A 13847-nucleotide genomic window follows, 5' to 3' on the forward strand; every position below is an offset into this window, starting at 1 on the left:
GCCCGCGGGGGGCCACGGACCGGGCTCACTCCTCGCCCCGCCGGGCCGGCGGGCCGTCCGCGACGGCCGGCGGCGGGAAGGTGCGCAGCGTCGGGCTGAGCGTCACCGCCACCGTCAGCAGCGCGATGCCCACCACGCAGACCAGGACGGCCCGCTGGGTGTCGGCGAACTCCGTCAGCAGACCGCCCGCCATCGGGCCGAGCGCGGCCGAGACGCCGCCGGCCAGGCCGACGGCCCCGCTCAGCCGGCCGCGCAGCCGGTCGGGGGTGTCCAGCAACTGGTAGGTGCCGATGGCGGTGTTGGCGGTCGGCGCGAGGAAGGCCACCCCGGCCAGCACCGCGCCCATCGCCAGGGCGTTCCCGGCGGCCACGAAGGTCAGCGGGGTCAGCACCGCCATCGCCCAGAACGGCAGCAGCACCGAGCCGCGCGCCCCGAAGCGCCGGTACAGGGCCGGGGCGAGCAGCGCCCCGATCAGCGCCCCGGCGCCGTACATGGCCGCCATCAGGCCGACCTGGGCGTCCGGTACGCCATGGGCCTTGGCCACCACGATGATCACCAGGTACAGCACCTGGAAGAGGAAGTTGAGGGCCACCGCGCACAGCGCGGTCACCCGGATCAGCCGGTGGTTCCACACATAGCGCAGCCCCTCCAGCATCTCGTTCCTGAAGCCGCCCGCGGCCGGCGCCGCGCTCTGCGCACCGTCCTTCGCGGCCCGCTCGCGCTCGGTGCGGGGCAGCTTCAGGAACAGCAGCAGGAAGAACGAGGCGACGTGGCTGAGCGCCTCGGCGAGGAAGGGCAGCACCCGCTTGACGCCGAACAGGGCGCCGCCCAGGGCGTTGCCGGCCAGATTGCCGACCGCGCTGCGGGCGTGGTTGAGCGAGAGCGCCGTGGACAGCTGCTCGGCCGGCACCACGTGCGGCAGCGACGCCTCCTCCGCCGGGTCGAACAACGCGTTGCACACGCCGAGCACGGCGGAGACGGCGACCATGTGCCAGATCGCCACCGACTCCGTCCAGATGAGGGCGATCAGCACCGCCAGGGCCAGGACGCGGGCGACCTCGCACGCCAGCATGACCGCCTTGCGGTTCCAGCGGTCCACCAGCGTGCCCGCGGGCAGCCCCGCCACCAGCTGCGCCGCGGCGTTGGCGCCGACCACCAGGCCCGCCGCCGCGGGGGAACCGGTGACGGCGATCACCAGCAGCGGCAGCGCGATCAGGGTGGCGTTGCCGCCGGCGTCGGTCATCGACCGGCTCAGCCACAGCAGGTGGTAATTGCGGTTGCGTATCAGGGGTTTGGGGGCGGGGCCCGCCCCGGCCGGAGCCGGGGCGGGTGCAGTGGTGGGCGACATTCAGCGGCTCTCCCGCTTCGGGTGGGCGGCCAGCGTGCGCTCGCAGTGCCGGGCGATCTCGCGCAGGGTGTCCGCGAAGGACTCGGCGAGCTTGTCCACCGTCGCCGCGTCGAAGACGTTGGTGGAGTAGTACCAGGTGAAGCTCAGCTCCCCGTCGACCGCGCTGCCCACCACCTCCAGCAGGTGGGTGGCCAGCTCCGCCGGGCTCTGGTCCTCGCCGAGGCCGCCGTGCTGGGTGTGGATCACCCCGCCCGCCGGGCCGGTGTCCTGGCGCGCACTGTCGTACTGGCCCAGGTAGTTGAAGACGACCTCGGGCTCCTTGAAGCCTGCCAGGGCGGCGCCCGGCGACCCCTCGGGGCTCAGGTGGCGCAGCGCGCCGTAACCCAGCCCGTTGTCCTGTACGCCGCGCAGACCGCGCCGTACCGACTTCATCAGCCGCGGCCAGTCCGGGCGCTGGCCGTCCGCCGCCGGGACGTCCAGGGCCACCGGGTGGACGCTGGTGAACCAGCCCACGGTGCGCGAGAGGTCGATCCCGTCGAAGATCTCCTCGCGGCCGTGGCTCTCCACGTCCACCAGCACCCGCTCCCGGCCGGTCCACTGCGCCAGCGTCTGCGCCAGCGCGCCCAGCAGCACATCGCCGATGCGGGTGCGGAAGACGGTGGGCGCGGAGCGCAGCAGGGCCGCGGTCCCCTCCGCGTCGACCGTGGTGGTGGCGGTGGCCGTGGTGTCGGCGGAGTTGGGGCCCACCCCGTCGGCCGGCAGCGGCGCCGCGCCACCGAGCACCTCCGCCCAGTGGCCGGCCTCGTGGTCCAGGCCGCCCTCGGCGGTGTGCCGGGACAACAGCTGCGACCACTCCTGGAAGGAGGTGGTGCGGGCGCCCAGGTCGACGGGCTCGCCCGCGGCCGCCTGCCGGTAGCCGCGCTCCAGGTCGTCCAGGAGGATGCGCCAGGACACCGAGTCGACGACCAGGTGGTGGACGGTGACGAACAGCCGGCTCCGGGTGCCCGGCGCGCCGGTGAACAAGATGGCCTTCAGCAGCGGGCCGCCGGCCAGGTCGAAGCCGCGCTGGGCCTGGACGGCGGCGCGTTCGACGGCCGCCGCGTGCTCCTGGGCCGGGAGCCGGGACAGGTCCTGGCGGTCCAGCGACAGCAGCGGCAGCGCGCTGCCGTCCGCCGCCCGGGCGCCGAGCTCGGCGACCTCCTGGTGCCAGCGCCCGTCCCGGTGGGTGAAGCGGGTGCGCAGCGCGTCGTGGTGCGCGGGCAGCGCCGCCAGCGCCGTGGCCAGCGCCTCCTCGTCCACGTCCGCGACCAGCTCCAGCAGCGTGGACTGGTTGAAGTGGTCAGGGTGGCGGCGGGTGGTGAAGAACCAGTGCTGGGACGGAGTCAGCGGCACCGGGCCGGCGACCGGGCCGCGCTCGCGCGCCCCCGCCTCCTCGTCGGTGACGAGTTCGGCGACCGTGGCCAGCTCGGCGATGGTCTGGTGCAGGAACAGGTCCTTGGCGACCACCTTGACGCCCGCCTCCCGGGCCCGGGACACCGCCTGGATGCTCAGGATGGAGTCGCCGCCGATCTCGAAGAAGCCCTCGGTGATACCGACCCGCTCCAGGCCGAGCACATCCGCCCACACCTTCGCCAGCGCCTTCTGTACGGGCGTGGTGGGCGCCACGTAGGACGCCGCGCCCTCGGCCTGCGGGTCGGGGGCGGGCAGCGCCTTGCGGTCCACCTTGCCGTTGGGGCTCAGCGGCAGCTCGTCCAGGACCACGAACGCCGAGGGGACCATGTAGCCGGGCAGCGCCTGGCTGAGGAAGGCCCGCAGGTCACCGGCGGTCGGCTCGGCGTCCTGGCCCTCGCCCGTGCGCGGCACCGCGTACCCGACCAGGCGCTTGTGGCCGCTGCCGCCCGCGGCGGGCGCGGCGGCGATGACCGCGGCCTCGGCGACGCCGGGGTGCGCCAGCAGCGCGGCCTCCACCTCGGCCAGCTCGATCCGGAAGCCACGGATCTTGACCTGGTTGTCGTCGCGGCCGACGAACTCCATCTGGCCGTCGGCCCGCCAGCGCACCACGTCGCCGGTCCGGTACAGCCGCTCGCCCGGCGCGCCGAACGGTGAGGCCACGAAGCGCTCCGCGGTCAGGTCGGGGCGGCCCGCGTAGCCGCGGCCCAGCCCGCATCCGCCGATGTAGAGCTCGCCGGGGCGGCCGGCGGGCACCGGGCGCAGCCAGCGGTCCAGGACGTACAGCCGTACGTTGGCCATCGGGCGGCCGATCGGCAGGCTCTGTGCACCGCCCCGGTCGGCGCCCTGGAAGAGCGTGGCGACCAGGGTGGTCTCGCTGGGCCCGTAGATGTTGAAGAAGTCGCCGTGCGCCGACCAGCGTTCGGCCAGCTCGACCGGGCAGGCGTCGCCCGCCGCGCCGACCGCGCGCAGGGTGGGCAGCGCCGCCGGGTCGAGGGCGGCCAGCAGCGCGGGCGGGGTCATCAGGACGGTGGCGCGCTGCTCGCGGATCTCCTCGGCGAGGTCGCTGCCGGCCGGGGCCCGGCCGAAGCAGATGGTGGCACCGGACAGCAGGGTGCAGAAGATGTCCGAGACGCCGCCGTCGAAGCTGAACGACAGGTGCTGCAAAAGCCGGTCGCCGGGGACCAGGCCGAACTTCGCTTGGAAGTCCGCGACCAGGTTGCACAGCGAACGGTGGGTGATCATCACGCCCTTGGGACGGCCGGTGGAGCCCGAGGTGTAGACGACGTACGCCAGGGACCGGGGCCGGACCGCGGTGTCCGGGGCGGTGCCCGGGTGGCGCGCGATGCGCTCCAGCTCGGCTGCCCGGTCCAGGCAGATCAGCTCGGCGCCGGTGGCCGGCAGCCGGTCCAGCACCGCCTCCTGGGTGAGCAGCACCGGCGCGCGGGTCTCCTCGAACATCGTCGCCAGCCGCTCGGCCGGGTAGTCCGGGTCCAGCGGTACGTAGGCGCCGCCCGCCTTGAGCGCGGCCAGGGCGCCGACGACGACGTCCGGGCCGCGCCGGGCACAGACGCCCACCAGGACGTCCGGGCCCACCCCGCGCTCGATCAGGTGGTGCGCCAACTGGTTGGCGCGGGCGTCGAGTTCGGCGTAGCTGACGATCTGCTCGCCGTTGACCAGGGCCGGGGCGTCGGGGGTGCGGCGGGCCCGGTCGGCGAACTGCTCGTGGGCGAGCAGCAGCCGCGGCAGCTCACGGGAGGTGTCGTTCCACCCGTCCATCAGCTGGGTACGCTCGGCGGCCGGGAGGTGGCCGATGGCGGTCAGCGGGCGCGCCGGCGCGGCGGCGAGCTCGGTGAGCAGGGCCCGCAGGTGGGCCGTCATCCGCTGGGCGGTGCCTGCGTCGAACAGGTCGGTGTTGTACTGCAGTCCGCCGACGAGGGCGCCGTCCACCTCCTCGAACTGCACCGTGACATCGAAGTTCGCGGTGGCCGAGGGCAGCGCGAACTCCTCGATGCGCAGCCCGGACAGGGCCGGCGGCGCGGCCGGGGTGTTCTGCAGCACGACCATCGCCTGGAACAGCGGGGAGCGGCTGGGATCCCGCTCGGGGGCCAGCTCCTCCACCAGCCGCTCGAAGGGCACGTCCTGGTGGGCGAAGCCGTCCACCACCGTGCCGCGCACCTGGCGCAGCAGCTCGGCGAAGCTCACCCGCTCGTCGATCTTCGAGCGCACCACCAGGGTGTTGACGAAGAAGCCGACCAGCGGCTCCAGTTCGGTGCGGTCGCGGCCCGAGGTGACGGTGCCCACCGCGATGTCGTCCTGGTCGCTGTAGCGGGCGAACAGCAGCTGGCAGGCGGCGATCAGCGCCATGAACAGCGTGGCGTCCTGGCCCTTGGCCAGCTCCTTGAGGCGCGCGGTGACCTCGGCGGGGACGCGGAAGTCACAGATCGCGCCGTTGCGGGTGGCCACCGCCGGGCGGCGCCGGTCGGTGGGCAGCTCCAGCGGCGCCACCCCGTCCAGCTGACGGCGCCAGTAGGCCATCTGCGCCTCGCCCGCCGGGCCGGACAGCCGCTCGCGCTGCCAGAGCGCGAAGTCGGCGTACTGAATGGCCAGTTCGGGCAGGCCGGCGGGCTCGCCGTGCAGCCGCGCCCGGTACATCGCCGACAGGTCGGCGCCGATGACCGAGGACGACCAGCCGTCGGTGACGATGTGGTGCAGGCACAGCGACAGGACGTGGTCCTCTTCGGCCAGCCGCACCAGGCGGGCCCGCAGCAGCGGTCCGGTGCGCAGGTCGAAGGGGGTGCCGGTCTCCTCGGCCAGCAGCCGGGAGAGTTCGGCGTCGCGCACCGCGGCGTGCTCGGGGCCGCTCAGATCGGTCAGCGGCAGCGGCACCGGGCCCGCCGGGTGGACGATCTGCACGCCCCGGCCGTCGACGGTGTCGAAGGTGGTGCGCAGCGACTCGTGCCGGGCCACCAGGTCCGCGAGGGCGGCCTGGAGGGCGGCCACGTCCAGCGGGCCGCGCATCCGCAGCCCGGTCGGCGAGAGGTACTCGGTGCCGCCCGGCTCGTACGCGTCCATGAACCACAGGCGCTGCTGGGCGAAGGACAGCGGCAGCGCCGAGCCGTCCCGCGCCAGTGCGGGGATGCGGTCCGCGGCGCCGGGCGCGCCCGCGCCGGGCAGCGCCGCGGCCAGCCCGGCCACGGTCGGGGTGGTGAACATCGCGCGCGGCGACAGCTCCACGCCGAAGGCGGTCCGCATCCGGGAGGTGATCTGGATGCTGAGGATCGAATCGCCGCCCAGCTCGAAGAAGTTGTCGAGCACGCCGACCCGTTCCACATCCAGGGCGCGCGCCCAGATCCCGGCGATCTCGGCCTCGGTGTCGTTGCGCGGCGCGACGTACTCCGTGCCCAGCTCGGGGCCGCCCTCGGGCACCGGCAGCGCCTTGCGGTCCACCTTGCCGCTGGGGGTGTACGGCAGGGCCTTGAGCGTGGCGAAGCGGGCCGGGACCATGTAGTCCGGCAGCTCGGCCAGGAGGGCGGCGCGCAGCTCGGCACCGGTGGGGGCCACCGTGCCGGCGGCGGGGACCACATGGCCGACCAGGAAGGCGCGGCCGCTCTGGCGGTGCGCGGTCACGGCCGCCTCGCGCACGGCGGGCAGCGCCGCCAGCGCGGCCTCCACCTCGCCGAGCTCCACCCGGAAGCCGCGGATCTTGATCTGGTCGTCGGCGCGGCCCAGGAACTCCAGGGTGCCGTCCGCCCGGTAGCGGGCCCGGTCACCGGTGCGGTACAGCCGGGCGCCGGGCGTGAACGGGTCGGCCACGAAGCGCTCCGCGGTCAGGCCGGGCCGCCCCCAGTAGCCGCGGCTCACGCCGTCGCCGCCGATGAACAGCTCGCCGCCGACGCCCACCGGAACCGGGTTGAGGTCGGCGTCCAGGACGTACACCCGGGTGTTGGGCAGCGGGTGGCCCACCGGTACGAACGCGCCGTCCCCCAGGGTCTGCCGGGAGGGCACGAGCAGCGTCGAGTCGATGGCGACCTCGGTGGCGCCGTAGGCGTTGACCACCAGGGTGTCCGGGTGCAGGTGGTCCAGCAGCCGCAGGCAGTCGTCCGAGCGCCAGCCCTCGGAGCCGACCGACAGCAGCTTGAGCGCGGGCAGCCGGGCGCCGCGCAGCGCGACCTCGGAGACCAGCGCGCCGGCCAGCGTCGGCACCAGCTCCAGGCCGGTGCCGCCGACCGACTCGATGAGCTCCAGCAGCCGCGGCGGGTCGGTGACCAGGTCGGCCGGGCAGATCGTCAAGGAGCCGCCGAAGGGCAGCGAGCGCAGCAGGTCCGCGAAGAACAGGTCGACGGAGAGGCTGGTGACCGAGACGAAGTTCAGCCGCAGTTCGGACAGGCGGTAGCGCTCCTCCCAGGCGGCCAGGATGTAGCAGAGCTGGCGGTGCTCGACCATGACGCCCTTGGGGCGGCCGGTGGAGCCGGAGGTGTAGATGACGTACGCCAGGTCGGCCGGGCCGGTGCCCGGCTCGGGGGCGGTGTCCGGCTGCCCCGCGACCGTCTCCCACTCGGTGTCCAGGCAGAGGGTCAGCGCGCCGGAGTCCCGCCAGGTCCCGGCGTGCCGGGACTGGGTCACCAGCACCGGGACCCGCGAGTCGGCGACCATGAACGCGAGCCGGTCGGCGGGGTACTCCGGGTCCAGCGGTACGTACGCGCCGCCCGCCTTGAGGATGCCCAGCACGCCCACGGCCATCTCCAGGCCCCGGTCGACGTTGAGGCCGACCAGAGTGCCCCGGGATACGCCCAACGACCGCAGGTGATGGGCGAGTTGGTTGGCGCGCCGCTCCAGCTCGGCGAAGGTCAGCTGCTCGGGCGCGCCGCCGTACGGGGCCGCCGCGCCGAAGCGCACGGCCACCGCGTCGGGGGTGCGCAGCGCCTGCTCGGAGATCAGCTCGTGCACCGGCCGGTCGGCCGGGCGCTCCAGCGCGGTGTCGTTCCACCGCTCCAGCTGGGCGTGTTCACCGGCGGTCAGCCACGGCAGCCGCGACAGCGGGCGGTGCGGGTCGGCGGCGACCTGCGTCAGCAGCTCCCGCAGGTGACCGGCCATCCGCTCGATGGTGGCGGCGTCGAAGAGCTGCGGGTCGTAGGCCAGCTCGAAGCGCAGGCGGTCGTCCCGGTGGGCGCTCAGGCTGAGCGGGAAGGTGTTGGTGTCCAGCGCCCGTACCCCGCGGATGTGCAGGCCGTGGACGTCGGCGCCGCCGTCCTGGAGCGGGTAGTTCTCGAAGACGACGATGCTGTCGAACAGGGCGCTGCCGGCCGGGATGCCGCTGTAGCCCTGGATGCGGTCCAGGCCGGCGAAGTCGAAGCTCTCGCCCGCCATCCGCTCGTGCTGCAGCTGCCCCAGCCACTCCAGCAGCGGCCGGTCTGGCTCGATGCGGGCCCGTACCGGAACGGTGTTGATGAAGAGCCCGACCATGGACTCCACGCCGGGCAGCTCGGCCGGCCGGCCCGAGACCGTGGCGCCGAAGACGACGTCCCGGGTTCCGCTGTAGCGGGCGAGCATCAGCGCCCACAGGCCCTGGACCAGGGTGCTCGGCGTCAGCCGGTGGCGCCTGGCCAGCTCGGTGAGCTCGTCGCTGAGGGCGGTGGGCAGGGCGAAGGCGAGCGGGACGGAGGACTGGGCGCGGTGCGCCTCGACGGGCTGCCGGTCGTAGGGCAGCGCGGTGGCCGCGTCGAAGCCGCCGAGCACCTCGCGCCAGTGGGCCTCGGCGGCGGCCGGGTCCTGCTCGGCGAGCCAGGCCACATAGTCGCGAAACGCCCAGGCCGGGGCGGCGGGGCGGGAGGTGCCCGCCATGGCCGCCGCGTACTCCTGGCCGACCTCGGAGAAGACCGCCGCGGTGCTCCAGCCGTCCAGCAGCAGATGGCTGGAGGTCCACACCAGCTGCACGGTGTCCTTGTCCAGCCGCGCGATCTCCAGGCGCAGCAGCGGGGCCGCGCCCAGGTCGATGCCGCGCGCCCGGTCCTTCGCCAACAGGCGTTCCAGGGCGGCCTGTTGTCCGTCGGCGGCCAGGCCGCGCCAGTCGTGCAGCCCGACGGGCACCCGCACCGCGCGGTGCACGACCTGCACCGGCTCGGCGAGCCCCTCCCACGCCACGCGGGTGCGCAGCGCGGGCGTACGGTCCACGACCCGCTGCCAGGCCGCGGCCAGCGCCGCCGGGTCACTGACGCCGGACAGCTCCATGGACAGCTGGTTGAAGTACGACTGCGAGTCGGGGTCCATGAGCCGGTGGAAGAGCATGCCGCGCTGCATCGGGGTCAGCGGGTAGACGTCCTCCACGTCGCGGCCGTCGCCCACGACCCGGTCCACCTCGTCCTGGTCCAGGCGGGCCAGCGGGAAGTCGCAGGGCGTGCAGCCGCCGGAGGCGGGCAGCAGGCAGTGCTCGACGAGCTCGCGCAGGGCCTGGACCAGCTCCTGCGCCAGGCGCCGCACGGTGTCCTCGGAGTGCACCTGGTGCGAGTAGAACCAGGTGAAGCCGAGCCGGCCGTCCTCGACCACGCCCACCACGTCCAGCAGGTGCGGGCGCAGTTCGGCGGCGCCGGGCGCGTCGGCCGGGCCGTCCAGCCGCGCCCGGAACAGCCCGCCGTCGGCGGAGCCGGCCTCGAACCGGCCGTGGTAGTTGAAGGAGATCTGCGGCAGCGCGGCGTCCAGCAGTTCGGCCGCCGGGGTGCCGGGGGCGCTCAGCCGGCGCAGCGCGTCGAAGCCCAGGCCGTTGCCGGGCACCGCGGCGCGCCGCTCCTTGGCCGCCTTGATGATCCCGGCCCACCCGGCGTCCCGCGGCGCCCCGACGGACACCGGGTACAGCGTGGTGAACCAGCCGACCGTACGGGAGAGGTCCACGCCCTCGACGATGTCCTCGCGGCCGTGGCCCTCCATGGCCACCGCCACCCGCTCCGCGCCCGTCCACCGGGTCAGGACCGTGCCCGCCGCGCTCAGCAGCAGGTCGGTGACGCGGGTGCGGTAGACGGCCGGGACCCGGCGCAGCAGCGCCTCGGTGGTCTCCGCGTCCAGCTCGGCGGCGACGCTGCGGACCGAGCCCGCGGTGTTGGGGCCGTGCGCGTCGACGGGGAGGGACGGGGCGGCGGCGTTACGGGCCACCTCGCCGCGCCAGTACTCCAGTTCACCGTCGAGCCCGCCCGCGCGCACGTGGTCGCTCAGCAGGTGGGCCCAGTGGGTGAAGGCGGTGCCGCGGGGGCCGAGGTCGACCGGGGCGCCGGCGAGGGCCTGGGCGTAACCGCGCTCCAGGTCTTCCAGGAGGATGCGCCAGGAGACGCCGTCCACCGCCATGTGGTGGGCGGTCAGGAACAGCGAGTCGGGGCGGCCCTGCCCCTCCTCGAAGAGCACCGCCGCGAACAGCGGCCCCTGCTCCAGGCTGAGCCCGGCGCGCACGCTCTTCGCCGCGGCCGTGCGCAGCGCGGCCCGCTCGCCGGCCGGGTGCCCGGAGAGGTCGTGGCGGTGGAAGAGTTCGGCGGGCTCGGCCGGGGCCACCTCCTGCACCCATGCCTCGCCCTGCCGGGAGAAGCGCAGCCGCAGCGCGTCGTGGTGGGCGACCAGCGCGGTGACGGCGCTGCGCAGCGCCTGCGGGTCGGCGTCCGGGGCGAGTTCGACGTGCACCGACATGGTGACGCGGTCCGGCTCGGCCCGGTAGGTGTCGTACAGCCAGCGCTGGACCGGGGTCAGCGGCGCGGGTCCGGCGACGGCGGCGACGGCGGCGCCGACCGTGGCATCGGCCGTGTCCTCGACGGTCACGGCCTGGGCGAGCCGGGCCACGGTCTGGTGCAGGAACACGTCCTTGGAGGTCAGCCGGAATCCGGCGCGGCGGGCGCGGCTGACGGTCTGGATGCTGAGGATCGAATCCCCGCCCAGATCGAAGAAGTTGTCGTGCACGCCGACCCGTTCGACGCCCAGCACCTCGGCCCAGATGCCGGCCAGCGTCTCCTCCACGGCCGTGCCCGGCGCGGTGTAGTCCGCGGCCTCCGTGGCGCTGTCGAGGCGGGGGAGGGCGTTGCGGTCGAGTTTGCCGTTGGGGGTCAGGGGGAGGGCGTCGAGGAGGAGGACGCCGGAGGGGACCATGTATTCGGGGACGGCGGTGGCGGTGTGGGCGCGCAGCGCCGCCGGGTCCACTACGGCGCCCTCCTCGGGCACGGCGTAGCCGACCAGGCGCTTGCGGCCGTCGGACTCTTCCTGGACGGTGACGGTGGCCTGGTCGACCGCGGGGTGGGAGAGCAGGGCGGATTCGATGTCGCCGAGTTCGATGCGGTAGCCGCGGATTTTGACTTGGTCGTCGGTGCGGCCGAGGAATTCCAGGCCGCCGTGGGTGCGCCAGCGGGCGAGGTCGCCGGTGCGGTACATGCGTTCGCCGGGGGCGCCGTAGGGGTCGGCGGTGAAGCGTTCGGCGGTCAGGGCGGGGCGGTTGACGTAGCCGCGGGCCAGTCCGGTGCCGGCGACGTAGAGTTCGCCGGCGACGCCGGTGGGGACGGGTCGTAGGGCTTCGTCGAGGACGTAGACGCGGTGGTTGTCGCGGGCCCAGCCGACGGAGACGGGTCCGTCGGCGATGGTGTCGCCGGGTTCGACGCGGAATTCCATGCAGCCGACGGTGGCTTCGGTGGGTCCGTATTCGTTGATGACGGTCACGTCGGGGTGTGCGGTGCGCCACTGCTCAAGGACTTCGCCGAGCAACTGCTCGCCACCGACGACCAGTTGGCCGGTGGGCAGCAGATCCTGACGGGTTGCCCCCAGCAGCGCCAGATGCGAGGGGGTCACCTTCAGCAGCGAGCACTGCTCACCGGTCGGCGCCTGGGGATCGTCCAGCCCGCTGATGCGGACCTGGCCGCCGCTGATGAGGGGGACGTACAGGGCGGTGACGGTGAGGTCGAAGGTGACCGGCGAGTGCAGCACGGCGGCGCCCGTGCCGCCGGGGTAGGCGTCGGCCGCCCATGCCACGTAGTCCACGAAGGAACGGTGTTCGATGACCACGCCCTTGGGGCGGCCGGTGGAGCCGGAGGTGTAGATCACGTACGCGGGGTGTGCGGGCGAGAGCGGGGCGACCCGCTCGGTGTCGGCCACCTGTCCGTCGGGCAGCTCGGCGCCCAGCCCCGTCGCGCCCGCCCCGTCGATCTGTACGAGGGCAGGGCCGTCGGCGGGCAGCTTCTGCCGTGCCGTGGCGTCCACCAGCACCAGGTCGGGGGCGGCGTCCTGGAGGACGTAGGCGATGCGCTCGGCGGGGTGCTCGGGGTCGACCGGTACGTAGGCGGCGCCTGCCTTGAGTACGCCGAGCAGGGAGACGACCAGGTCGACCGAGGGGGCGGCCGCCACCGCGACCAGGCTCTCCGGGCCCACGCCCCGGCCGATCAGCGCCCGCGCCACCCGGCTGGAGCGCGCCGCCAACTCGCCGTACGTCAGGGCCTCTTGGCCGTGAGAAAGGGCAGTGGCGTCCGGGCTCTGTGCCGCTCGCGCCTCGAAGAGCTCGACGACCGACCCGGCCGTCACCTCACGCGAGGCGCCGGTGCCCTCGGTCAGCCGTTCCTGGCGCTCGTCCGCCGACATCCACGCCAGCTCCCGGACCGTACGCGCGGACCGCGCGGCCACGCTCGCGAGCAGCCCCCGCAGATGCGCGGCGAGCCGGGTCACCGTGGCGGCGTCGAAGAGGTCGGTGGCGTACTCGACGGCGCCGCGCAACTCGCCGCCCTGGTCCTGGAATTCAATGGTCAGGTCGAAGTTGGCGGAGGTGCGCGGGGCGGTGTACTCGGCCACCTGGAGGCCGGGCAGCTCAGGCAGGCGCTGCGGACCGCTCTGCAGCAGGACCATGGTCTGGAACAGGGGGGTGCGGCTGGGGTCGCGGTCCGGGCGCAGCTCCTCCACCAGCCGGTCGAAGGGCACCTCGTCGTTGGCGTACGCCTCCAGGACGGTGTCCTTGACCTCGGCCAGGAAGTCCGTGAAGGAGGAACCGGCGTCCACGGTGGACCGCAGCACCACCGTGTTCACGAAGAAGCCGACCATACGGTCGAGTTCGGGGCGGTTACGGCCCGCCGTGACCGCGCCCACCGCGATGTCCGACTGCCCCGAGTAGCGCGCGAGCAGCACCTGGCAGGCGGCGACCAGCACGGTGTAGAGGGTGGTCCCCTGGGAACGGGCCAGCTCCCGCAGCCCGGTGGCCACCTCGGCGGGCAGCGCGAACTCGTGCACGGCGCCCGCGCCGGAGCGCAGCGGCGGGCGCGGCCGGTCCGTGGGCAGGTCGAGCGGGGTGAGACCGGCCAGCTTCTGCCGCCAGTAGCCCAGGTGCTCCTCCAGCCACTGCGCGGAGATCCGCTCGCTCTGCCAGGAGGCGAAGTCCGCGTACTGGAGGGAGAGTTCGGCCAGTCGCTCGTCGGTGCCCCGGTGGCGGGCCGCGTACAGGGTGCCCAGCTCGTCCAGCAGCACCTCGGTGGACCAGCCGTCGGTGACGATGTGGTGGGCGCAGAGCACCAGGACGTGCTCCTGCTTGCCCAGCCGTATCAGGGCGGCGCGGAACAGCGGGCCGGTCCGCAGGTCGAAGGGCAGATTGACCTCCTCGCGGACCAGGCGCGCCAGTTCCCGCTCGCGCCCCGGGCCGTCCGTGGTGCCCCCGGCGGTGGCGTCCAGGACCGGCACCGGCACCTCGGCGGCCGGGCGGACGACCTGGACGGGCGCGCCGTCGACCGCCTCGAAGGTGGTGCGCAGCGACTCGTGGCGGGCCACCAGGTCGCCCACCGCGCCGGTCAGCGCCGCGGTGTCCAGGGCGCCGGTGAGCCGCAGGCCCGCGACCGAGTTGTACTCGGTGCTGCCCGGCGCGAACTCGTCCACCAGCCACAGCCTGCGCTGGGCCGAGGACACCGGCAGCGGTGCCCCGCCGCGCGGGACGGCCGGGATCTCCTGCCGCTGCCCGGCCCCGCCGGCGAGCCGGCGGCGCAGGAGTTCCTGGAGGTGGGCGGGGAGGGCGGACACGCGGTCGGTGCGCTGGTTCGGGGCGTTCACGTCGGGCTCT

Annotated in this window: 2 protein-coding genes; both read right to left on the minus strand. The window is 74.4% G+C overall.

Annotation, left to right across the window (positions count from 1 at the left end; translation table 11 throughout):
- Nucleotides 1–25: 25 nt before the first annotated feature.
- Entirely contained in the window at nt 26–1348 is a 1323-nt protein-coding gene (locus AC4IJH_RS29520; RefSeq protein WP_490854959.1) for an MFS transporter, read from the minus strand.
- Nucleotides 1349–13837: an amino acid adenylation domain-containing protein gene (locus AC4IJH_RS29525; protein WP_490854960.1), complete on the minus strand. Its 12489-nt coding sequence runs from the start codon at nt 13835–13837 to the stop codon at nt 1349–1351.
- Nucleotides 13838–13847 lie beyond the last annotated feature (10 nt).

It is taken from the genome of Streptomyces sp. UF-297 (genome assembly GCF_058245575.1).

What these genes read in the sequence shown, in the direction of transcription:
- AC4IJH_RS29520 (WP_490854959.1), bottom strand. Translation starts at nt 1,348, where the DNA reads ATGTCGCCCACCACTGCACCCGCCCCGGCTCCGGCCGGGGCGGGCCCC.